At 68.2% G+C, this 21,075-nt stretch carries 17 protein-coding genes and 1 pseudogene; 9 read left to right on the top strand and 9 right to left on the bottom strand.

Translation table 11 applies throughout. From position 1 onward, the window contains the following. Positions 1-90 precede the first annotated feature (90 nt). The 4 genes from EZJ19_RS08795 (at position 91) to EZJ19_RS08780 (ending at position 4,306) form a co-directional block, all read left to right on the top strand. On the top strand, positions 91-1,539 hold the full coding sequence (locus tag EZJ19_RS08795; RefSeq protein WP_240754716.1) for an aminotransferase-like domain-containing protein: 1,449 nt from the start codon (positions 91-93) through the stop codon (positions 1,537-1,539). Positions 1,540-1,606: 67 nt separating this feature from the next. Next, positions 1,607-3,457 carry a M48 family metallopeptidase gene (locus EZJ19_RS08790; RefSeq protein ID WP_131446694.1) on the top strand — a complete coding sequence of 617 codons (1,851 nt, stop codon included), beginning with the start codon at positions 1,607-1,609 and terminating at the stop codon, positions 3,455-3,457. 114 nt (positions 3,458-3,571) lie between these two features. Then, the gene (locus EZJ19_RS08785; RefSeq protein WP_131446692.1) at positions 3,572-3,940 is read left to right on the top strand and encodes a TusE/DsrC/DsvC family sulfur relay protein; all 369 of its coding nucleotides are present in this window, start codon (positions 3,572-3,574) and stop codon (positions 3,938-3,940) included. A gap of 12 nt (positions 3,941-3,952) precedes the next feature. After that, a complete protein-coding gene (locus EZJ19_RS08780; RefSeq protein ID WP_131446690.1) occupies positions 3,953-4,306 on the top strand; it encodes a hypothetical protein in 354 nt (117 codons plus the stop codon). A gap of 15 nt (positions 4,307-4,321) precedes the next feature. Here EZJ19_RS08780 and EZJ19_RS08775 read toward each other — a convergent pair whose 3' ends face one another. The 5 genes from EZJ19_RS08775 to EZJ19_RS08755 all read right to left on the bottom strand — a co-directional run bounded on the left by EZJ19_RS08775 (position 4,322) and on the right by EZJ19_RS08755 (position 8,364). Continuing rightward, positions 4,322-6,220, bottom strand: coding sequence for a B12-binding domain-containing radical SAM protein (locus EZJ19_RS08775; protein WP_131446688.1), 1,899 nt, complete (start codon positions 6,218-6,220; stop codon positions 4,322-4,324). 82 nt (positions 6,221-6,302) lie between these two features. Next, positions 6,303-6,926: a DsrE/DsrF/DrsH-like family protein gene (locus tag EZJ19_RS08770; RefSeq protein ID WP_131446686.1), complete on the bottom strand. Its 624-nt coding sequence runs from the start codon at positions 6,924-6,926 to the stop codon at positions 6,303-6,305. 15 nt (positions 6,927-6,941) lie between these two features. Continuing rightward, complete coding sequence (locus tag EZJ19_RS08765; RefSeq protein ID WP_131446684.1) at positions 6,942-7,163, bottom strand: sulfurtransferase TusA family protein; 222 nt, start codon at positions 7,161-7,163, stop codon at positions 6,942-6,944. Between the two features lie 113 nt (positions 7,164-7,276). Beyond that, the gene (locus EZJ19_RS08760) at positions 7,277-7,879 is read right to left on the bottom strand and encodes a TetR/AcrR family transcriptional regulator (protein WP_131446682.1); all 603 of its coding nucleotides are present in this window, start codon (positions 7,877-7,879) and stop codon (positions 7,277-7,279) included. A 26-nt stretch (positions 7,880-7,905) separates the two neighbouring features. Continuing rightward, positions 7,906-8,364 carry a MarR family winged helix-turn-helix transcriptional regulator gene (locus tag EZJ19_RS08755; RefSeq protein WP_131446680.1) on the bottom strand — a complete coding sequence of 153 codons (459 nt, stop codon included), beginning with the start codon at positions 8,362-8,364 and terminating at the stop codon, positions 7,906-7,908. 68 nt (positions 8,365-8,432) lie between these two features. Between EZJ19_RS08755 and ilvE the strand changes: the two genes are divergently transcribed. The 5 genes from ilvE to EZJ19_RS08730 all read left to right on the top strand — a co-directional run bounded on the left by ilvE (position 8,433) and on the right by EZJ19_RS08730 (position 14,039). Next, positions 8,433-9,293, top strand: coding sequence for a branched-chain-amino-acid transaminase (gene ilvE, locus EZJ19_RS08750; protein ID WP_131446678.1), 861 nt, complete (start codon positions 8,433-8,435; stop codon positions 9,291-9,293). 58 nt (positions 9,294-9,351) lie between these two features. Beyond that, positions 9,352-10,113: a class I SAM-dependent methyltransferase gene (locus tag EZJ19_RS08745; protein WP_131446677.1), complete on the top strand. Its 762-nt coding sequence runs from the start codon at positions 9,352-9,354 to the stop codon at positions 10,111-10,113. A gap of 764 nt (positions 10,114-10,877) precedes the next feature. Next, a complete protein-coding gene (locus EZJ19_RS08740; RefSeq protein WP_131446676.1) occupies positions 10,878-12,056 on the top strand; it encodes a Fic family protein in 1,179 nt (392 codons plus the stop codon). A gap of 265 nt (positions 12,057-12,321) precedes the next feature. Then, positions 12,322-13,125 carry a hypothetical protein gene (locus EZJ19_RS08735; RefSeq protein ID WP_131446674.1) on the top strand — a complete coding sequence of 268 codons (804 nt, stop codon included), beginning with the start codon at positions 12,322-12,324 and terminating at the stop codon, positions 13,123-13,125. Then, positions 13,122-14,039 (top strand): hypothetical protein, encoded by a 918-nt coding sequence (locus EZJ19_RS08730; RefSeq protein WP_131446672.1) that lies wholly within the window; start codon positions 13,122-13,124, stop codon positions 14,037-14,039. The genes EZJ19_RS08735 and EZJ19_RS08730 overlap by 4 nt, the downstream gene beginning before the upstream one ends. A 64-nt stretch (positions 14,040-14,103) precedes the next feature. On the opposite strand, the pseudogene atzF reads toward EZJ19_RS08730, so the two are convergent. From atzF to EZJ19_RS08710, 4 genes and pseudogenes are all read right to left on the bottom strand, one after another. Further along, positions 14,104-15,911: pseudogene (gene atzF / locus EZJ19_RS08725) on the bottom strand (allophanate hydrolase). Then, positions 15,908-19,522 (bottom strand): urea carboxylase, encoded by a 3,615-nt coding sequence (gene uca, locus EZJ19_RS08720; protein WP_131446670.1) that lies wholly within the window; start codon positions 19,520-19,522, stop codon positions 15,908-15,910. The pseudogene atzF and the gene uca overlap by 4 nt, the downstream one beginning before the upstream one ends. Before the next feature lie 76 nt (positions 19,523-19,598). Continuing rightward, a complete protein-coding gene (locus tag EZJ19_RS08715; RefSeq protein ID WP_131446668.1) occupies positions 19,599-20,258 on the bottom strand; it encodes an urea amidolyase associated protein UAAP2 in 660 nt (219 codons plus the stop codon). 10 nt (positions 20,259-20,268) lie between these two features. After that, the gene (locus EZJ19_RS08710) at positions 20,269-21,075 is read right to left on the bottom strand and encodes an urea amidolyase associated protein UAAP1 (RefSeq protein ID WP_240754712.1); all 807 of its coding nucleotides are present in this window, start codon (positions 21,073-21,075) and stop codon (positions 20,269-20,271) included.

The raw sequence follows: 21,075 nt of genomic DNA, 5'->3' as shown, positions 1-21,075 counted from the left end.
CAGAGTCAGTGAAAGGCCAATTGCTGCACTACAGTTAAGGCGTTGCCGCGACTGTATCGCCGGTCCGGGCACGCGACTGTATCGGTGCCGATGCGCTACGAGCGGCTAGACTGGTTCCATCAGGAGGAGACGATGAACCTGTACGAGAATCTGGCCGCCCAGCTGAAGGATGCCATCCGCGAGGGCGTCTATCCGCCCGGCGAGCGGGTGCCGTCGGTGCGGCGCCTGTCCGAGCGCCACCGGGTCAGCCAGGCCACGGTGGTGGCGGCCTACCGGCTGCTGGAAAGCCATGGCTGGCTGGAGGCGCGGCCGCAGTCGGGGTTCTACGCCCGGCAGCCGGAATCGGCGCCGGCGCCGGCGCGGCCCGGTGCCGCGGCCGAGGGGCCGTGCCAGGTCAACGTCACCGAACGCACCCTGCGCATGCTGCGCAACACCCAGCGCAAGGACCTGGTCTCCTTCGGTGCCGCGGTGCCGCAGCCGGAATTCCTGCCCCTGGCCGACCTGCGCGCCTCGCTCAAGCGTTGCCTGCGCGCGGCCGAGGACCTGGGCAGCCGCTACAGCTTCCCGCCCGGCGAGGAGGCGCTGCGGGTGCGCATCGCCCGGCGCGCCGAGGATTCCGGCTGCCGCTTCGGTCCCGACGAGATCGTCGTCACGGACGGCTGCCAGGAGGCCCTCAACCTGGCCCTGCGCGCGGTGGCCAGGACCGGGGACATCGTCGCCATCGAGTCGCCGGCCTTTTTCGGCACCCTGCAGGCGATCGAGTCGCTCGGCATGCAGGCCCTCGAGATTCCCGGCGACCCCGACACCGGCATCAGCCTGGAGGCGCTGGCCTTGGCGCTGGACCGCTGGCCGGTCAAGGCGGTGATGGTGGTGAGCAACTACAGCAACCCGACCGGCGGCCTCATGCCGGACGCCAACAAGGCGCGCCTGGTCAGGCTGCTGGCCGCGCGCGGCGTGCCCCTGATCGAGGACGACATCTACGGCGACCTCTGCCACGGCCGCGACCGGCCGCTCGCGGCCAAGGCCTACGACCGCGACGGCAACGTCCTGCTCTGCTCGTCCTTCACCAAGAGCATCGCGCCCGGCTACCGGATCGGCTGGATCGTGCCGGGGCGCTGGCAGCAGACGGTGGAGCACCTCAAGTACATGAGCACCATGGGCAACGCCACCCTGACCCAGCTCGCGGTCGCGGACTACCTGGCCGACAGCCGCTACGAACGCCACCTGGGCCGGGTGCGCCGGGTGTACGCCGACAACCTGGCGCGCATCCAGGCCGGCATCGCGCGCTATTTCCCCTACGGCACGCGCGCCTCGCGGCCGGGCGGCGGCTTCGTACTCTGGGTCGAGTTGCCCGAGGGCATCGACACCGAGGACCTCTACGAGCGGGCGCTGGCGGCCGGCGTCAGCTTCACCCCGGGGCGCCTGTTCTCGGCCCAGGCGCGCTACGGCAACTGCCTGCGCCTGGCCGCGGCGCTGACCTGGGACGGGCGCGCCGAGGCCGCCCTGGCGGAACTGGGACGCCTGGCCGGGCGGCACTGAGGACACGGCTGGCGCGCGGGCCGGCGGCCCTGGCAGAATGCCGGAAAACCAAAAGGGAGATCCGGCGATGGCCAGTACCACCGAACAGCGTGAGCATTTCCAAGACCTGATCCGGCGTGCGGAGGCCCTCGGCGCCGCCGACCCGGCCGCCTACCGGCGCCGCCTCGCCCTCCTGGCCGTGCTCGGCTACGCGGTCCTGTTCGGCGTCCTGTTCCTCCTCCTGGCCCTGCTGGTCGGCAGTGTCTGGGGCGCCCTCGCGAGCACCGCACTGCTCATTCTGCTGATCAAGAAGAAGCTCATCATCCTGCTCGGCTATCTGGTCTACGCCATCGGCCGCGCGCTCTGGGTGCGTTTCGATCCGCCCGAGGGCCGTGAACTGGACCTGCGCCAATACCCGGCCCTCGCCGCCGTCCTGGCCGACCTGTCCCGGCAGCTCGCCACGCCCACCCTGCACTCGGTCATGCTTACCGACGAGTTCAACGCCTCGGTCGTCCAGACCCCGCGCCTGGGCGTCTTCGGCTGGCCGCGCAACACCCTCATGCTCGGCCTGCCGCTGCTCCTGGCGATGTCGCCGGACCAGGCCAGGGCGCTGCTCGGCCACGAGCTCGGCCACCTGTCCGGGAACCATGGCCGCTTCGGTGCCTGGATATACCGCGTCCGCCAGACCTGGGACCGGGTCATGCAGGCGTTCGACCGCTCGGGCGACTGGGGCAGCCGGCTGATGGCCCGCTTCTTCGACTGGTATGCGCCACACTTCGGCGCCTACAGCTTCGCCCTGGCGCGCGCCGAGGAATACCAGGCCGACGCCCTCTCGGCCCGCGTCACCTCGGCGGCGGACGCGGCGGCCTGCCTGGTCGCCAGCCACGTCGGCGCGGGCCACTTGGCCGAGGCCTACTGGCGGCCTTTCCTGGCCCGCGCCGACCTGGTGGAACGGCCCGAGGCGGGGCCCTACGGCGGCATGGCCCGCTTCCTGGCCGACTCGGCCGGGGAGCGCTTTGCCGGACTGCAACCGGCCCTGGCGGTCGAGACCGGCTATACCGATACCCACCCGTCCCTGGCCGACCGCCTGCGCGCCCTGGGCGTCCCCGCGCCGGAGGCCGGGCCGGCGCGGCCGAGTGCCGCCGAGGTCTGGTTCGGGGACCGCTGCGACGCGCTCCTGGCCGAGTTCGACCGCACCTGGCTGGAACGCAACGCCGGGCCCTGGGAGGCACGCTATCGCGAGACGGCCGAGATGCGCGCCCGCCTGGCCGAGCTGGAGGCCCGGCCGGAGGAGACGTTGAGCGCCGACGAGGCGTGGCAGCGGGCGGCCTGGAGCGAACGGCTCGGCCTCGATGCCCTGGCCCACTACCAGGCCTATGCCGGGCGCTATCCGGACGACCTCGACGCCGAGTTCAGCGTCGGCCGCCTCCTGCTGGCGCGCGACGATGCGGCGGGGCTGGCCCATCTGGAACGGGCGGCGGCCCGCTTCGACCTGGCGCTGCCGGTCTGCGAGGTAGCCTACGACTATTGCCGGCGCGTCGGCGACCGGGACGGCGCCGACGCCTGGCTGCGCCGGGGCGAGGCGCAGTTCGACCGCGAGGCCCGGGGGCGCGCCGAACGCGCCGGGGTGATGGCCAAGGACACCTTCGCCGGCGCCGTCCTGGCCGAGGCCGAGCTGGCCGCCCTGGCCCGCGAGCTGGCCGCCGTGGACGGCGTCAAGCAGGCCTGGATTTGCCGCAAGGTGGTCGAGGTCGATCCGGACAGTCCGGTCCACGTCATCGTCGTGCAACGGCGCGGCTGGTTCACCCGCGAGGCCAAGCTGCTCGCCCGCCTGGGCGAGCGGGTGTCCTGCCCGGGGCTGGCCTTCTTCATGATCAAGGGCGGCAGCGCCGGCCGCGTGGCCAAGCGCGCGATCGGGGCCGGCCGGCCGCTCCTGTGAGCGCGCGTCATGGCGTGCTTGCAATGTCGAGTGGATTGGTCAACTATTACGGCTAGGCTTAACTCGTAAGCCGAGCCGTCGTGTCCCGCGGCGGCCACTGACAGGAGGAGAACCATGAACTATTTCGCCGAAAGCTACGTTCGTCCCGGTTTCGAACCCATCTCCGATCCGGATTTTCCCCTCGCCCCCGCCGACTGGTCGCGTGCCGACGCGATCGCCCTCGCGCGCCGGGAAGGCCTGGCCCTGACCGAGGAGCACTGGCAGGTGGTGTGCGCCCTGCAGGAGTTCTACGCCCGCCACGACGGCCCGAGCGTGAACGTGCGCGAACTGCACGACGCCCTGGACGAGTTTTTCCACCCCGAGGGCGGCATCAAGTACCTGTACGAGCTGTTCCCCAACGGCCCGATCGCCCAGGGCTGCCGCCTGGCCGGCCTGCAGCCCCCGCCCGGTGCCGCCGACCGGGGCTTCGGCAGCGTCGTCTAGGCCGCGCCGGCGATGACCGGCGCGATCCGCCTGGCCGGCGCCGCCGAGGCCTGGGGCACGGCCGACTTCAAAGCGGTCCTGAAGCGGGAGGTGGAGGGCCTCGATCCGGCCCGGCTGCCCCTGCAACAGGGCCTGTCGACCTGCAGCCATGCCCTCGACGAGCCGGTCACCGCGCTGGTCATCGGTGCCGCCGAGGTCGGCGGCCGCATCCAGGCCCGGGTCGGGGTGTTCTACTCGGGCATCATCGCCGGCTGCAGTTGCGCCGATGATCCGACCCCCTTCGAGCCCCAGAACGAATACTGCGAGATGCTGTTCGAGATCGATCCCGCCAGCGGCGCCGCCGTGATCGCCCTGGCCGACGACTAGCCGGCCCCGGCCCGGCTAAGGCGGGCCCGGTTCGGACAGGGCGCGGGCGATGAAGTGGCGCGCGACGCGCGGCTTCGGCACCCGGTCGGCGAACCAGCTGCGCACGTCCTCGTCCAGGCCGATGCCGTGCATGTAGTTGTAGAGCGCCTTGCTGAGCGCCGTGCCGAGGCGCTCGTGGTCGACGCCGGTCGGGTCGGTGAAGCGGACGTCGTTCCGGGCGAAGCTGACCGGCGCCATCGGCTGCAGGGTGATGCCGTAGCGCTCCGGGTGGAGGCCGATCGGCGAGTGCGCGGTGCAGGCGAAACGGTGGAAGAAGCCGGATTGGATGCAGCCCGCCTCGAACAGCTGGCGGACGTATTCCAGGGCGTCGACGGTGTCCTGCACGGTCTGGCTCGGGAAGCCGTACATCAGGTAGGCGTGCACCAGGATGCCGGCGTCGCTGAAGGCGCGCGTCACGCGCGCCACCTGGGCCACCGAGACGCCCTTCTGCATGAGCTGGAGCAGGCGGTCCGAGGCCACCTCCAGGCCGCCCGAGACGGCGATGCAGCCGCTCGCGGCCAGGTCCTGGCAGAGTTCCGGGGTGAAGGATTTCTCGAACCGGATGTTGCCCCACCAGGAGATCGCCCGCTGCCGGCGCCGGAGTTCCTCGGCCAGCGCCTTGAGGGCCTTGGGCGGCGCCGCCTCGTCGACGAAGTGGAAGCCGGTCTGGCCGGTCTCGGCGACCACGGCCTCGATGCGGTCGACCAGCAAGGCGGCGTCGGCGGCCTCGTAGCGGCCGATGTAGTCGAGGCCGACGTCGCAGAAGCTGCACTTCTTCCAGTAGCAGCCGTGCGCCACGGTGAGCTTGTTCCAGCGTGCCTCCGACCACAGCCGGTGCATGGGGTTGAGCATGTCCAGGACGCCCAGGTAGCGGTCCAGCGGCAGGCCGTCCCAGGTCGGCGTGCCGACCTCGGCGAACGGCACGTCCGCCTCGCCGCAGTCGACGTAGCGCACCGTGCCGGCGTCGCGCAGGTAGGTGCGCACCAGGCGCTCGGGCGGCCGCTCGCCGCGCAGGTGTTCGAGCAGGGCGAGGACCGGCCGCTCGCCGTCGTCCAGGGTGACGTAGTCGAAGTAGTCGAACACGCGCGGTTCGGCCAGCTCGCGCAGCTCGGTGTTGACGTAGCCGCCGCCCAGCACGGTGACGACCTCGGGATGGCGCGCCTTGATCGCCCGGGCGATCCGGAAGGCGCCGTAGACGGAGCCGGGGAAGGGCACCGAGACCAGGACCACCCGGGGCGCGTGGCGCTCGACGGCGGCCTCGGCGAGTTCGCGCAGGCTGCCGTCGACCAGGGTCTCGGGCGCCGCCAGGGCCTCGGCCAGGGGCGCGAAGCTGGCCTGGCTGAGGGCCAGCGACTCGGCGTAGCGGACGAACTCGAAGCGGCCGTCGACGGCCTCGCGCAGGACGTCGGCGAGGTCGTCCAGGTACAGAGTGGCGAAGTGGCGCGCCCGGTCCTGTACGCCGAGGGCGCCGAAGGCCCAGGCCAGCGGGTCGCCGCCCTCGGGGTCGTAGTAGACGTCGAGCGATTCGAAACGCGGCCCTTCGGGCAGGAAGCGGCGGCCGGCGATGCGCTGGGCCAGGCTGGGGTCGCGGCCCTGCAGGAAGGCGACGGTCGGCCCGACGCTGGCCCGGTAGCGGGCGAATTCGCGCAGGAAGGCCTTGGCCCGCGGCGTCCGGCGCTTGTTCGGCAGGGCCTCGACGACGGCCCGGACGGCGTCCAGGCCGGCCGGGGAAAACAGGCGCAGGACCAGGGCCAGGGCGAGGTCCTCCTGGACCGCGTCGACGGCGCGCGCGCGCAGGAAGCCGGTCAGGTAGGCCGTCGAGGGGTAGGGTGTATTGAGCTGCGTCATCGGCGGGATGACGGACAGTACACGCATGGTCGGTTCCGGGTTGCCGTGCAGCCGCCATGATACCGGCACGGCCCCCGAACGGCGTCGCCCGGGGGGCGCGCCGGACCGCCTAGACGAACAGGCAGACGTCGGCGTTGCGCGCCTCGCCCAGGTAGGTCGTGGCGCCGATCCACTCGGCGATCTCCGGGATGAACTCGTCCTGGCGATAGTTGAACAGGTCCACCGTCATCTGGCAGGCCACCAGGCGGACGTCGGACTCGATGCAGATGTCGCGCAATTCCTTGATGCTGGGCACGCCCTTGGCCTTCACGGTCTGTTCCATCAGGCTGGTGGCCAGGCTCTCGAAGCCGGGCAGGTTGCCCGACACCAGGTTGGGGATGGGCATGTTGATGCGCTTCAGCCAGTCCGGCCCGAACGGCATCTTCATCGGCATGGCCGGGTTGCCCTGGGGCGAGACCTTCAGGTGCAGGTCCTTCCTGAGCAGTTCGAGGCCGTAGAAGGTGAAGAAGATGGAGGCGTTCCAGCCCAGGGCCGAGGCGGTGGAGGCCAGGATGAAGGGCGGGTAGGCCATGTCCATGGTGCCCTTGGTGGCGATGACGCAGAGCGACGGCACCTTGTTGGCCTCCCTTTCGGCCAGCTTCTCGTCCAGGCGACGGTCGAACCAGGCCTCCAGGGCGGCCAGGTCGGTGGGCAGGGTGTCGGGGGCGGCGGCTTGCAGCTTGGCGACGTTCATGATGCTCCTCCTTGTTCAGGCCTTGCGGATGAGGAATTCGTAGTCGCCGCCGGCCTGTTGCGACGACAGCAGGGTGTTGCCGGTCTGCGAGCAGAACGCGGCCATGTCCTTGAGCGAGCCGGGATCGGTGGCCACCACCTTGAGGGTGTCGCCGGGTTGCATGCCGTTCAGGGTCTTCTTGGTGCGCAGGATCGGCAGCGGGCAGTTGAGGCCGCGGGCGTCGAGGGTGTTTTCCATGGTGCATCTCCTTGTCACAAGTAGACCGGTCGGTCTAGTGCGGGTTCAAAAAAAGCCCAAAACGGGCCGGGGGTCGGTGCCCGTCCCGGTTTGGCCGGGACGGGCGGGAAAGCTCAGTGCGCCATCTCTATCCTCAGGGTCTTGATGGCAGGGCCCAGGCGCAGGATCACCTCCGGGTCGTTGCGCGTCTTGGCCAGCAGGATCACGCCCTCCAGGTAGGCCAGCATGGCGGAGGCCGTCGCCTCGGTGTCCATGGCGGCCAGGGCGCCCCGCGCGACCGCCTCGTCCAGGGTGGCGCGGAATTGGTCGCGCGCCTTGTCGAACACCGCGTTCAGGCGGGCGCGCATGACGTCGTCCCGGGTGCTCATCTCCAGGGCCAGGTTGCCGAACAGGCAACCGGGCATGCGGCCCTCCAGGTCGGCGGAGGCCTTCTGCCAGTAGTAGGCGGCGTCGACCATGTAGTCCAGGCGCTCCACCGGCGGCAGGCTTGGGTCGAAGGCCTCGGCGACGAAGCCGTGCGCCCAGTCGTCCGCCATGTCGTCGATCACCGCCAGGGCCAGATCGCGCTTGGACGGGAAAAAGTGGTAGAAGCTGCCCTTCTGCACGCGCGCCGCCTCGCAGATTTCCTGGATGCCCACGTCGGCATAGCTGCGGCCGTGGAACATGTCGCGGGCGACGGCCAGGATGCGGGAGCGGGTGTCGGATTCGGCGTTCATGTGGCGCATGATAATAGACCGGTCGGTCAAGTCAACCCCTCGTCCTCGGCCAAGCCGGCCATCACCCGGCGCCAGCCGGCCTCGTCCGCCGCGCCCAGGCGCGCGAAGACGCGCGCGAAACGGGCGCGCTGGTCGCCCGAGAGGACGGATTCCAGCGCCTGCCCGGCCGGCGTCAGCGAGAGCCGGCGCACGCGCCGGTCGGCCGCGTCGGTATCCGCCCGCACGTAGCCCAGTTCGGCGAGCCGGCGCATGGGCGCGTTGAGCGACTGCTTGGTGACCCCCAGGATGCCGAGCAGGTCGTTCACCGAGACGCCCGGATTGCGGCCGACGAAATACAGGATGCGGTGGTGCACGCGCGACAGGTTCTGTTCCGCCAGCATGGCGTCGGGGTGGGCGACCAGGGCGTTGAAGGCGTAGAAGAGGGCTTCCAAGGCCTGGTTGAGCGCCTGCTCGCGTTCCGGTGTCGTGTCAGATAGGTCAGTCATGTTGACATTTTAGCCCGGCCAGCCCTAAGCTGATAAGTCAATGTTGCTGACCTATATGGAGCGTTACCATGCATGAACATGCCGTGTGCTGGCTGAATGGCCGGCTCGTGCCCACCGGCGAGGCCCGCATCTCGGTGTTCGACCACGGCCTGCTGTACGGCGACGGCGTGTTCGAGGGCATCCGCTTCTACAACCGCCGGCCGTTCAAGCTGGCGGCCCACCTGGAACGTTTCCTGGATTCCGCGCGTGCCATCGCCCTCGACCTGCCATACAGCCGGGACGACCTCGGCGCCGCGGTGACCGAGACGGTGGCCGCGTTCGCCGGTCCCGACGGCTACCTGCGCCTGGTGGCGACGCGCGGCGAGGGCGCCCTGGGCATCGACCCGCGCAACTGCGCCCGGCCGAGCCTGTTCGTCATCGCCGACCGCCTGAGCATGGTCGCCCGCGAGTCGCGCGAGCAGGGCGCCCGCCTGATCATCGCCGCGACCCGGCGCCTGCCGCCCGACGGCCTCGACCCGCGCATCAAGAGCCTGAACTACCTCAACCACATCCTGGCCCGCATCGAGGCCAACCAGGCCGGTGCCGACGAGGCCATCCTGCTCAACGCCGCCGGCCGGGTCACCGAAGGCACGGCGGACAACGTCTTCGTGGTCCGCCACGGCCGCCTGCTGACGCCGCCGCCGGTCGAAGGGGCCCTGGCCGGCATCACCCGCGAAACGGTCCTGGAACTGGCGCTCGCCGCCGGCATCCCGGTCTCGGAAAGCGCCCTGGCGCCCTACGACCTGTACACCGCCGACGAGTGCTTCCTCACCGGCACCGGCGCCGAGCTGATCCCGGTCGCCGAGGTCGACGGCCGCCGCATGGCGGCCTGCCCCGGCCCGTTCTACCGGGAACTCGCGCGCCGCTACGAGGAGATCGTCCGGGCCTGAGCGCCGGCCGCGCGTGTATGCTTGGCGCCAGTGCCGCGCGCGGCGTCGGGAGGGCTGCATGAGCCAATTGGAAAAGCCGTTCAACGACCATTTCGCCCCGGTCTCGGGCGCCTACGCCGACTTTCGGCCGCGCTACCCGGCGGCGCTGTTCGACTGGCTGGCCGAGCAGGCCCCGGCGCGCGCCCTCGCTTGGGATTGCGCCTGCGGCAGCGGCCAGGCCTCGGTCGACCTGGCGGCCCGCTTCGCCCGCGTGGTCGCCACCGATGCCAGCGAGAAGCAGCTGGCCGGGGCCCAGGCCCATCCGCACGTCGAATACCGCCAGGCGCCGGCCGAGGCATCCGGCCTGGCGGACGCCTCGGCCGACCTCGTCACCGTGGCCCAGGCCCTGCACTGGTTCGACCGGCCGCGTTTCTACGCCGAGGTGCGCCGGGTCCTGCGTCCGGGCGGCCTCCTCGCGGTCTGGACCTATGGCGTCCAGCGCGTCGACGACCTGCGCGTCAACGCCCATGTCCAGCGCTTCTACCACGACGTGGTTGGACCGTACTGGCCACCCGAACGGGCGCTGGTGGAGAGCGGCTACCGGGACCTCGAATTCCCGTTCGCCGAGTTGGCGGTGCCGGCCTTCGCCATGACCACGCACTGGCGCCTGGCGCGCCTGCTCGGCTATTTCCGCAGCTGGTCGGCGACCGGCCGCTACCTGGCCGCCGTCGGCCGCGACCCGGTTGCCGCCCTAGCCGACGAGATCGCCGGCGCCTGGGGCGACCCGGAGGTGGCCCGCCAGGTGACCTGGCCGCTGGCGGTGCGGGTGGGCCGCTGCTGATCCGCGGCTGGCCGCCCGCCTGGGGCACCATGGTCCACCTTGCCCTGGGTGGAAGACGCTAGTTCGTGCGTATTCGTTGCGGATTGCGCGGTCCGTCTTGCGCCGAGTTCGGTGGGGCCGTTTTGGAAGTCCGACCCCTTGCGTAGTTTCAGGTGACTTTTCGCGCGCTCCACGCTCCGCAGTGCCGCTCAATGGCGGGGAAAAACGCCCAATCCGGTTCGGAATCATGACACCAAGTCCAGCGATGTCCGGTGCGACACCGTCGGCCGCCACCATGCGGACGCGATGATCCGGGTGTTGCTGCAAGTGGTCACGGGTCTGTGTGCGCGCAAAGTGGCGTGGTCGCCCACCCAGTCGCCAACGCAGGGGTATTCGCCAGACGACTTGGCGAGATGGGGTAATCCTTCCGTCAATGGGGCAGGCGCGTCGCTTCCCTCGCGCCCGGATCAGGCTCCGGCCTTAGCCGAACGTGGTGCCCGAGGCTGCGGCGAGATTGGGGCACAAAGCTCCCCGGCCTTGTCCGCCAAGCCGCAAGCTAGGCCCCAGTTCCTCGGGATTTACCGGGGGCCTGCCACATACGGCTGGTGCCGCCAACTAGCTTGTCGTCCGCCCGCGTTTCAACATTTAGCGCCCTGTTTTTCCAGATGTGCGCACCAACTAATGCAGATAAAATTCCTTCGGCTAGAAACTAACTTATTATCTTGAAATGATTTTTTGGACGGTGTTTTAGATAATTTTTTACGGTATTCGAGAAGCGTTGCGCCATGCCTCACTTTGTCCATCACGATCTCCGGTTGCTGAATCCGAGCTTCGACTCACCGCTGCTCGACGTGCTGACCGACTTGGAACACCTGCGCCGGCTGGAAATTCGCGGCACCACGCCGCCGCCCGTATTTCTCCAACTCAAGGAGGTGTTCCATCTGCTGGAAAGCCTGGCTTCGGCGCGCATCGAGGGCAACCACACCACACTCGCGGATTACGTTGAAATCCGCGTTCACCAAGGGGGCGCCGACAACGAGGCGTTGCGCGAAATCGCCAACATCGAACAGGCCATGCGCCAGGTGGAAGAAGCCATGCAGCCGGGCGAGGCGTTGAGCGAGCACCTGCTGCGCGGCCTGCATGCCACCACGGTCGATACGCTCGAGCGGGAAGGTGACCGCACGCCGGGGACCTACCGTGGTGGTCCGGTAAAGATAGCCCAGGCGGAGCATTTGCCGCCCGATGCGATACGGGTACCCGAGTACATGGCCGAACTGGTGGCCTTCATCAACCGGCCCGATCCGCCCAAGTACGACTTGATGAAAGTGGCCTTGGCGCACCATCGTTTTGCCTGGATTCATCCCTTCAGCAACGGCAACGGCCGGGTGGTGCGCCTGCTGACCTACGCCCAGCTGATCAAATACGGTTTCCGGGTCAGCTCGGCGGGCCGGCTGTTGAACCCGGCGGCGGTGTTTTGCGCCGACAGGGAGCGCTACTACGCCATGCTGGGGGCGGCCGATGTCGGTACGGACGCCGCCTTGGAGGCCTGGTGCACGTATGTACTGGCGGGCATCCGCGACGAACTGAACAAGATCGACCGGCTGGCGGACTATGCCCAACTCCAGGCGAGGATTTTGCTGCCCGCCGTGGCCTTCGCCCGCGACCGGCAGTTGGTGACGACGCGGGAAGCCTCGGTGCTCAACACGACAATCAAGCTCGGCATCGTCAAGGCAAACGATCTGGAACCGGTACTGGCCGGCCTGAATGCGAACCAACGCACCTATCAGATCCGCAAACTGGTGGAGGCAGGCATGCTGCAGCCCATCAAGGAAGGGGCGCGGCAATACACCATCGGCTTCGCGAACAACATGCTCCTGCGCGGCGTGGTGAAGGCATTGACCGACGAGGGATTCATCCCGCCGATGCTTGCCTCGCCTGTTCCGCCTGCCAGGGATGCGATTTGAACACTCTCGGCCAGCTTGGGTTGGGTGAGGATGCCTACTCGATCTGAGAGAACAATAGGGGTCTGACCCCGATGATTGTTCTGTACTGACCCCTTTTGCTGGGGTTGGCAGGTGGCGACAACCTACCTACCGGGGCGTAAGAGGTGGGGTAAGCCATAATGCATTCGGCAGAAGACGCTACGCTTTTCCGCCCTACGCGCGCTATGATTTCAACAAGTAAAACACAACGAACGAAACTCGCTCGTTACACTGTTAGGGGGTTACGGTGAGCGTACCTATTCTCGACTCATCTGCATGGCGTGAATATCGAGGAAGACCAGCTAGCTTGGGGGCCAACGGGACAGCGCATTTAGCAAAAATTGCCGACGGCACCGGAAAACTGCGAGATTGTTTCGTAAAACTCCTGCCGCTTACTTACCCTTCACTGCTTGGTGAAGCAATTGGTTGGCTGCTCGCTCGTGCAAGTGGTCTCACCTGCGTGCCGTTTGCGGCAATTGTTATCGTGCCCTTGAGTCAATTGCGGCAAAGCACGACGCTCCCGCTGGAGCTTAATGGTATCGACTATTGTCCAGCTTGGTGTTGCGAAGTCGTCGCCGGTAAATCGCTTCGCCAGATACATACATGGGCGTTCTGGCTTGCACGGCGACAATGCCTACACAGCAAAGATGCAAGGCAAATTGCATCATTTGATGTTTGGACAGATCTAAGAGATCGCAATTATGGCAATGTAATTCGCTCAGCAAACGGTGGTTATATAGCGATTGACCACGAGACCATTCTTCACGATCTGCTCTGGCCACGTACCGGAAAAGTATTCCATTCTAGAAGTTTGTTATCAGAAGCACGGAAGCACCTGTCTTATGGAGATTTTCGGCGCTTCCAGGTGGATATGGCAAATGCGGCAAGCAAGCACGCACCAGGGTTTAATTCAGTTCGCACGGATATCGCAGATATTGTCACAAAAATATATCCGCATTTATCGGCAACGCTAACCACCGAGGTATTAAAAACGCTCGACGAGCGTGCTCAGGCTGGGTGGCTTGCAAATACGTTGGGGGTGATAGCGTGAGCAATTCTTATTTTTCATCGAACGCCGACGTATCGCATCTACGAAGCATAGCTACAAAGATACCTGGAGTTGCGTTTTCGGGTGCGTGGAGCACCATCGAAATTCAGCCTGATGTGTTCGCGCCCCAACGCTTTACCGTTGGTGTGGTTGTCCAGTCTCCCGGTGAACGCTTGCATTTCAAGTTACTAGACGACCTAAGGAAATTTGATTGCATCTATCATAGTTATTTTCCGCAGAAGTCTATCCGAGAAATTATGGCTCATGCCGAGGAGACACTTCGCCGGGGCGTTCAGCAAAAGATCGCCATTCCAGAGATTGTCTTCGACACCTATTGCCTCAGTCTCTCTCAGCCACAGTATACATCAGGGGACGATTTAGAGCTAACCGTTGAAAGACTCTTCCGAGAAGTGGTGATAATGTCGCCAATTCCGAACAAGCTGAAGAGTGAATTTGAATCAATGGACACACCACATGCGAGAAAAATTGTAAACGACGAACTGAAACGCATAGCCCATCTTGATTTTGACCGAATCGTCAACGAAAACAACCAAGGGATTTTACTGGAAGAGGATGGAGTTAAGCATTATCTCGACCTTAACCTTCTTACTGCGCGGGCCTGCGGAAGCGTCACGTCCGCGGTCTATAAGACACCGCAAAGCGTTGAGCTTAATCTGCTTAAGTCAAGTCGGGATTTGACAACCTACTCTCGCGTTCGGAAGCTGAACGATGTCGGTCTTTTTCTGCTCCTGCCTAGCTCAGACTCAATCGAGCCAAAGGATTACAAGCGAATTGAGAATGTAATTGGCGAATACGAATGGAAATTGGAGCAAGATGGGTTCCGCGTAGTGAGTCTGCCGTCAGCAGCTGAACTGGCAAGAGAGATTTACGATTGGGCTAAACCTACCATCTCCTAGCCAGTTTGCAATCGTGACGATTAAGTTTGATCGTCACTATTTACATTCACTATGGACGATCCATTTATGGTGTGGAAACTCTCCGTCCCGCCAGATAAGCCCTCCACCCCCCCAACGCCGTGATGTCCTCCGCGCCGGCCGCCGCCGCGGCTTCGCAGACGAAGCCCTGTACCCAGCCACCGTCGGCTAGCTTGACCATGCCGATGCCGAGGGGGGCCGGGATGCCGGCGACGAAGGAGCCGAACTCGCGCGCCGGCACTTCCCAGATCTCCATCTCGACCGCGCCGCCGCCCTCGGCGACGCGCACCATGCCGGGTCGGTAGGGGGGCCGCCGGGCAGGGCGTAGAACTTGTATTCCGGGGCCGACTTGACCGCGGCGACCAGGCGACCGCCGCGCGAGGTGAGTTGGCCGTTGAGCGGCAGGCCGGACAGGTGGGCGCCGCAGACGGCCACGCGGACCTGGCCGCTGGGCAGGCGGGGCGCCGGCCAGGGCGTCGGCAAGGGCAAGCCGGTGGCACCGGCCTGGCCGCCCGCCGCGCGCTGCATCTTGGCGGCCAGGCGTAGCAGCGGGCCGTCCTGGTCGCGCTGGCCGAACAGGGTGACGCCGAAGGGCAGGCCGTCGGCCTGGAAGCCGGCCGGTACGGCGGTGGCGGCGTAGTCGAGCAGGTTCATGAAGTTGGTGTACCAGCCCAGGTTGCTGTTCAGGCGCACCGGGTCGGCCTCCAGCTCGGCGATGGTGTAGACGGTGCCGGCGGTGGGCATGAGCACGCAGTCGACCGTGGCCAGGATGGCATCGCATTGGCGCTTGTAGGCCTTCAGGCGGTAGCCGTGGCCGTAGGCGTCGGCCGCCGACCAGCGCGCCGCGCCGCCGACGATGTCCCGGATCACCGGCAGGGCGGCGTCCGGGTGGGCGGCCAGGAAGGCGCCCACGGCGGCCTGGCGTTCGGCCACCCAAGGGCCGTCGTAGAGCAGCTTGGCGGTGTCCAGGAAGGGCTGCAGGTCGATCTCGACGCACTCGCCGCCGAGCGCCCCGATGCGGGCGACGGCGTCGGCGAACAGGCGTTCGGTCTCGGAGTTGGCGAAGAAGTTGAGCTGTTCCGGGCGGGGCACGCCGACCCGGAAGGCCGGTGCCGAGCCGAAGTCGAAGCCGTGCCCGGCGAGCGGCCGCGCATAGGCGTCGGCGGCGTCATAGCCGGCCGCCGCGGCCATGACCGCCTCGGCGTCCTCGGCGGTGAGCGCGAACACCGAGACGGTGTCCAACGACCGGCAGGCCGGCACCATGCCGGTGGCCGACAGCCAGCCCAGGCTGGGCTTGTGGCCGACGAGGTTGTTGAAGGCCGCCGGCACCCGGCCGGAGCCGGCGGTGTCGGTGCCCAGGGCGAAGCTGACGTAGCCCTTCGCGACGGCCACGGCGGAACCGGAACTGGAACCGCCCGAGACGTACTCCGGATCGAAGGCGTTGCGGCAGGCGCCGTAGGGCGAGCGGGTGCCGTTCAGGCCGGTGGCGAACTGGTCGAGGTTGGTCTTGCCGACCGGGATCGCGCCGGCGTCGACCAGGCGCTGGACGACGAAGGCGCTGCGTTCCGGCAGATAGGCGTAGGCCAGGCAGCCGGCCGTGGTGGCCGCCCCGGCCAGGTCGATGTTGTCCTTGATGGCGAACGGGATGCCGTACAGGGGCAGGGCGGCCGGGTCCTTGTCGGCCAGGGCGTGGGCGTAGGCCAGGATGGCGTCGTCGGGGAGGCGTTCGATCCAGACCCGGTTCGGGTCGTCCGCGGTGCGCCGGATGACCTCCTCGGCGACCGCCTCGGGGGTCAGCGTGCCGGCCGCGTAGGCGGCCTTGAGGCTGGCGATGTCCAGGCTCAGGGGCGTCATTGGCCGGCCTCCTCGATCACCAGCAGGTCCTGGCCGGCCGAAACCGCGCCGCCTTCCTTGCAGAACAGGTGGCTGAGCCTGCCGGCGCAGGGCGCCACCAGGGCGAATTCCATCTTCATCGATTCGACGATGACCAGGGTCTGGCCGGCTTGCACCAGGTCCCCGACCTTGGCCTCGACCTTCCACACCGAGCCGGCGACGTGGCTGGCCACCGGCCGAGCGTTCTCGGGCAGGTCCAGCTCGCTGTCCGGGCCGGCCTCGGCGACCGTCTCGTCGGTCGTCACGACGTCCTGGCCGGCCGCCTTCCAGCGTTCGCGCTCGGCCTCGAAGGCGGCCTGCTGGCGGGTCTTGAAGGTGGCGATGGACTCGGCGTTGTCGGCCAGGAAGCGGCGGTATTCGCGCAGGCTGAAGCGGGCCGGCTCGACCTCGAGCTTGAAGCGCCCGCTGACGAAGTCCTCGCGCAGCTTGAGCAACTCGTCCTGGCCGACCGGGTAGAAGCGGACCTGGTCGAAGAAGCGCAGCAGCCAGGGCTTCGCGAAGTCGGCGGTGACCCGGTGGCGGTTCCACATCTGCGCCGTGCGGCCGACGAACTGGTAGCCGCCCGGGCCTTCCATGCCGTACACGCATAGATAGGCGCCGCCGATGCCGACCGCGTTCTCCGGGGTCCAGGTCCGGGCCGGGTTGTACTTGGTGGTGACCAGGCGGTGGCGCGGGTCCAGCGGCGTGGCCACCGGCGCACCGAGATAGACGTCGCCCAGGCCCATGACCACGTAGCTGGCCTTGAAGACGATGTTGAAGACGTCCTCGATGCTGTCGAGGCCGTTGATGCGGCGGATGAACTCGATGTTGCTCGGACACCAGGGCGCGTCCGGGCGCACCGACTGCATGTACTTCTCGATCGCCAGCCGGGTGGCCGGGTCGTCCCAGGACAGCGGCAGGTGGACGATGCGCGACGGCACCTCCATGTCGTCCAAGGGCGGCAGGCCTTCTTCCAGCGCGACCACGGCGTCGAGCAGGGTGTCCTGGTCGACGGCGCGGGGGTCGAAGTGGACCTGCAGGGAACGGATGCCGGGCGTGAGGTCGAGCACCCCGGGCAGGCGTCCGGCCGCGGTCTCGGCCTTGACCGCCTCCATCAGGGCCTGGATGCGGAAACGCAGCTCCATGTCCAGGACCAGCGGCCCGAGTTCGAACAGCAGGTTGGCGTCGCCGGACTGGCGTACCACCAGGGCCGGCTTCTCGCCCTCGGTGGCCAGGTGGCGCAGGACCGGGCTGGCGAGCGGCGCGTGCTGCGCCGGCAGGCTGGCGCAGGCGGGCCGGTCGAGGCCGGCGATGGCGGCGTCCTGGGCCCGCTGCAGGGCGTTGGCCTGCGCCCGGGTCAGGCGCTTGAAGCGGACGCGGTCGCCCGGCTTCAGCTGGCCCATCTTCCAGAGTTCCGCCTGGACGATGGTGGCCGGGCAGACGAAGCCGCCCAGCGAGGGGCCGTCCGGGCCGAGGATGACCGGCATGTCGCCGGTGAAGTCGACCGCGCCGATGGCGTAGGCGTTGTCGTGGATGTTGGACGGATGCAGGCCGGCCTCGCCGCCGTCGGTGCGCGCCCAGTGCGGCTTCGGGCCGATCAGGCGGACGCCGGTGCGCGAGGAGTTGTAGTGCACCTCCCAGGCGGTGGCGAAGAAGGTGTCGACGTCCTCGGCGGTGAAGAAGTCGGGCGCGCCGTGCGGGCCGTAGAGGACGCCGATCTCCCATTCGTCGGTCAGCTCCGGCTGCAGCGCGGCCGCGAGCCCGGCGCCGGCGGGGCCGGCCCCGGGCAGCAGGTGCAGGACGTCGCCGGTACGCAGGGTGCGGCCGCCGTGGCCGCCGAACTGGCCGAGGCTGAAGGTGGCCTTGGAGCCGAGGTAGTCGGGCGCCTGGAAGGCCCCGGCGACGGCCAGGTAGGTGCGCAGGCCGGGACCGTCGACGCGGCCAAGTTGCAGGACCGAGCCGGCCTTGACCGGGTGGGCGCGCCAGTAGGCCAGGACCTCGCCGTCCAGGCGGGCGGCCATGTGGGCGCCGGCCAGGGCGATGACGGCATCGCAGTTGAATTTCAGGGTCGGGCCGGCGGCGGTCAGCTCCAGCGCGGCGGCGCCCTCCGGGTTGCCGACCAGGCGGTTGGCCAGGCGCATGGAGAGGGCGTCCATGGGCCCCGAGGGCGGCACGCCGACGTCCCAGTAGCCGGTCCGGCCGGGCCAGTCCTGCAGGCTGGACTGGACGCCCGGTTCGAGCACGTCGACGCTGGCGGGCCGGTAGTGGAAGCCTTCCAGCATGCGGGTGATCTGGCGCCCGGCGACGAAGTCCGGATAGTCCAGGACCTGGGCCAGGTAGGCGCGGTTGGTCTCGATGCCGGCCACCTCCGAGGCCTCCAGGGCGGCGATCAGGCGGCTACGGGCGGTTTCCCGGTCCGGGCCGTAGGCGATCAGCTTGGCCAGCATCGGGTCGTAGTTGGGCGGCACCAGGGTGCCGTCCTGGACCCAGGCGTCGACCCGGATGTCGCTCGGGAAGCGGGCCGCGGTGAGCAGGCCGGCGCTGGGCTGGAAGTTCTTGTTCGGGTCCTCGGCGTAGAGGCGGACCTGGATGGCGGCGCCCTTGGCGGCGATCCGGAAGCTGTCCAGGGGCGCCATGTCGTCGGCCGCCTGGCGCAGCATCCACTCGACCAGGTCGATGCCGGTCACCTCCTCGGTGACGCCGTGCTCGACCTGCAGCCGGGTGTTCACCTCGAGGAAGTAGAAGGCGCCGGTGCCGGCGTCGTAGACGAACTCGACGGTGCCGGCGGAGCGGTAGTTCACGGCCTCGCCCAGGCGCACCGCCGTGGCCAGGAGATCGGCGCGCTGTCGGTCGCTCAGGCCCGGCGCCGGGGTCTCCTCGACGACCTTCTGGTTGCGCCGCTGCACGGAGCAGTCGCGTTCGCCCAGGGCCACCACCTTGCCGCGCCCGTCGCCGAAGATCTGCACCTCGATGTGGCGCGCCTTCTCGACGTATTTCTCCAGGTAGATGCCGGCTTCCTTGAAGTTGGCCCGCGCCAGGCGGTCCACGGAGGCATAGGCCTCGGCGAGCTGGTCCTCGCTCCAGATCAGGCGCATGCCGATGCCGCCGCCGCCGGCGGTGCTCTTCAGCATGACCGGGTAGCCGATGCGCCTGGCCTCGGCCTGGGCGTGGCCGACGTCGCCGAGCAGGCCGGAACCGGGCAGCAGCGGCACGCCGTTCCGCTCGGCCAGTTCGCGCGCCGTATGCTTGAGGCCGAAGGCGCGCATCTGGTCGCCGGTGGGGCCGACGAAGGCGATGCCGGCCGCCGCGCAGGCGTCGGCGAAGTCGGGGTTCTCGGACAGGAAGCCGTAGCCGGGGTGGATGGCCTCGGCGCCGCATTGCTTGGCGATGGCCAGGATCTTGTCGGCGCGCAGGTAGCTCTCGGCGGCCGGGGCGGGGCCGAGCAGGTAGGCCTCGTCGGCCTCGAGGACGTGGCGGGCGCCGGCGTCGGCCTCCGAGTAGACCGCGACCGAGGCCGCGCCCAGCTTCTTCAGGGTGCGCTGGATACGGCAGGCGATGGCACCGCGGTTGGCGATCAGGACCTTCTTGAACATCGGATTCCTCAGGCGGGGCGTCCCGCTCGCGTGGTTGTGCCGGTCCGGGACGTCCCGGGCCGGGTGTCGCGTCAGTTCACTGCGGGTTCCAGAGCAGGAACCGGGCCGGTGTCGGATTGTAGGCGTTGCACGGGTTGTTGAGCTGCGGGCAGTTGGAGACGAGCATCCAGATGTTCATCTCGGCGCGCAGTTCGACGTACTTGCCGGGCGCGGAGACGCCGTCCTCGAAGGTCAGCTTGCCGGCTTCGGTGACCGGCACGTTCATGAAGAAGTTGATGTTGGGCACCAGGTCGCGCTTGCCCAGGCCGATGTCGGCGTGCTGCAGGGCGGTCAGGTAGTTGTCGCGGCAGCTGTGCATGAACTTCTTCTGCAGGGCGTAGCGCACGGTGTTGCTCTCGGCCGCGCAGGCGCCGCCCAGGGTGTCGTGGCGGCCGCAGGTGTCGGCGACGATGGTCAGCATCGGGTTGCCGTCGTCGCTGTACAGGACCGAGCCGGTGGTCAGGTAGATGCCGCCCTGGCGCAGGATGGTCTCGGTGGCGCTGTAGTGCTCGGCGCCGTCGTCGGCGTTGTAGAAGATCACGTCGACGGCCTGGTTGCCTTCCAGGTCGACGATGCGCAGGGTCTGGCCGCGCTCGATGGCGAGCAGGTAGGGCTCGCCGGCCGGCACGACGTGGTCGAGCACGGCGGCGGCGGGATCGAGGCTGCTTTCCCGGATACGGATGGCGGTCGCGGTCATGGCGGTCTCCTCAGGCCAGGTAGAGCATGTCGGTGTTGAACAGGGCGCGCGCGTTCTCGGGCCGGAAGGCGCGGCAGTAGTCGTCGGCCGGGGCCGGCCCGGAGCGCCAGACCGCCAGGCCGATCTTGCCCGGCGCGTAGGCGGGCCGGGGGTCGAGCGGGTGCGGCGCGGCCGAGAAGGCGACCAGGACGTCCATGTCCAGGCGCAGGTCGACGTGGTCGCCGGCCCGGGCGTGGTCGGGCACGTAGTGGAAGCGGCCGTCGGCGTCCACCGTGACCTTGCTGAAGAAGTTCACCGGCGCCACCAGGTCGCGCTTGGCCAGGCCGTACTTGGCGATCTCGACCAAGAGGCCGTCGCGGCCGGAACGGTACATGCCGTTGCGGTAGGTCTGGTAGTCGTGCTGGCCGTACTTCTCCTTCATCAGGCGGTTGTCGAGCAGCAGGCCGAGGGGGTCGTGCCAGCCGACGCTGTCGCGGGTGATCGAGGCCATGCTCCGGCCCATGTCGCTCATGAGGACGTGGCCGCGGGTGTAGTGGGCGGTGTGCTGGGCCTTGAGGGAATCCGGCATGTTGTAGCGCTCCAGTTTCTCCTGGGCGGAGTAGAGCACCACGGACAGGTTGGCGCCGGCGTCCAGGGCGGTGAGGCGCAGGGTGGTGCCGCGCGGCAGCCGGTAGGACCAGTGGCCGCCGCCGGGCACCAGCTCGGAGAACAGCACCGTGGCCGGGTCGAGGTCGGGGGCGAAGCGGCGCCAGTGCTCGGGCGCGTCGACCGGGGCCGAGGCGGGCGGGTTGTCGATGAGCATTTCCGGATGTTCCAT

Origin of the sequence: Parasulfuritortus cantonensis (assembly GCF_004337445.1) — a bacterium.
Lineage (GTDB): Bacteria > Pseudomonadota > Gammaproteobacteria > Burkholderiales > Thiobacillaceae > Parasulfuritortus > Parasulfuritortus cantonensis.
This window is presented reverse-complemented; position numbering and strand designations above follow the sequence as displayed.

Bases quoted from the DNA above. Each gene is read 5' to 3' on its own strand.
- uca (WP_131446670.1), bottom strand. From the start codon at position 19,522: ATGTTCAAGAAGGTCCTGATCGCCAACCGCGGTGCCATCGCCTGCCGT.
- EZJ19_RS08775 (WP_131446688.1), bottom strand. From the start codon at position 6,220: ATGCGTGTACTGTCCGTCATCCCGCCGATGACGCAGCTCAATACACCC.
- EZJ19_RS08785 (WP_131446692.1), top strand. From the start codon at position 3,572: ATGAACTATTTCGCCGAAAGCTACGTTCGTCCCGGTTTCGAACCCATC.
- EZJ19_RS08780 (WP_131446690.1), top strand. From the start codon at position 3,953: ATGACCGGCGCGATCCGCCTGGCCGGCGCCGCCGAGGCCTGGGGCACG.
- EZJ19_RS08760 (WP_131446682.1), bottom strand. From the start codon at position 7,879: ATGAACGCCGAATCCGACACCCGCTCCCGCATCCTGGCCGTCGCCCGC.
- EZJ19_RS08790 (WP_131446694.1), top strand. From the start codon at position 1,607: ATGGCCAGTACCACCGAACAGCGTGAGCATTTCCAAGACCTGATCCGG.
- EZJ19_RS08770 (WP_131446686.1), bottom strand. From the start codon at position 6,926: ATGAACGTCGCCAAGCTGCAAGCCGCCGCCCCCGACACCCTGCCCACC.
- EZJ19_RS08740 (WP_131446676.1), top strand. From the start codon at position 10,878: ATGCCTCACTTTGTCCATCACGATCTCCGGTTGCTGAATCCGAGCTTC.
- ilvE (WP_131446678.1), top strand. From the start codon at position 8,433: ATGCATGAACATGCCGTGTGCTGGCTGAATGGCCGGCTCGTGCCCACC.
- EZJ19_RS08710 (WP_240754712.1), bottom strand. From the start codon at position 21,075: ATGGAACATCCGGAAATGCTCATCGACAACCCGCCCGCCTCGGCCCCG.
- EZJ19_RS08715 (WP_131446668.1), bottom strand. From the start codon at position 20,258: ATGACCGCGACCGCCATCCGTATCCGGGAAAGCAGCCTCGATCCCGCC.
- EZJ19_RS08765 (WP_131446684.1), bottom strand. From the start codon at position 7,163: ATGGAAAACACCCTCGACGCCCGCGGCCTCAACTGCCCGCTGCCGATC.
- EZJ19_RS08755 (WP_131446680.1), bottom strand. From the start codon at position 8,364: ATGACTGACCTATCTGACACGACACCGGAACGCGAGCAGGCGCTCAAC.
- EZJ19_RS08795 (WP_240754716.1), top strand. From the start codon at position 91: ATGCGCTACGAGCGGCTAGACTGGTTCCATCAGGAGGAGACGATGAAC.
- EZJ19_RS08745 (WP_131446677.1), top strand. From the start codon at position 9,352: ATGAGCCAATTGGAAAAGCCGTTCAACGACCATTTCGCCCCGGTCTCG.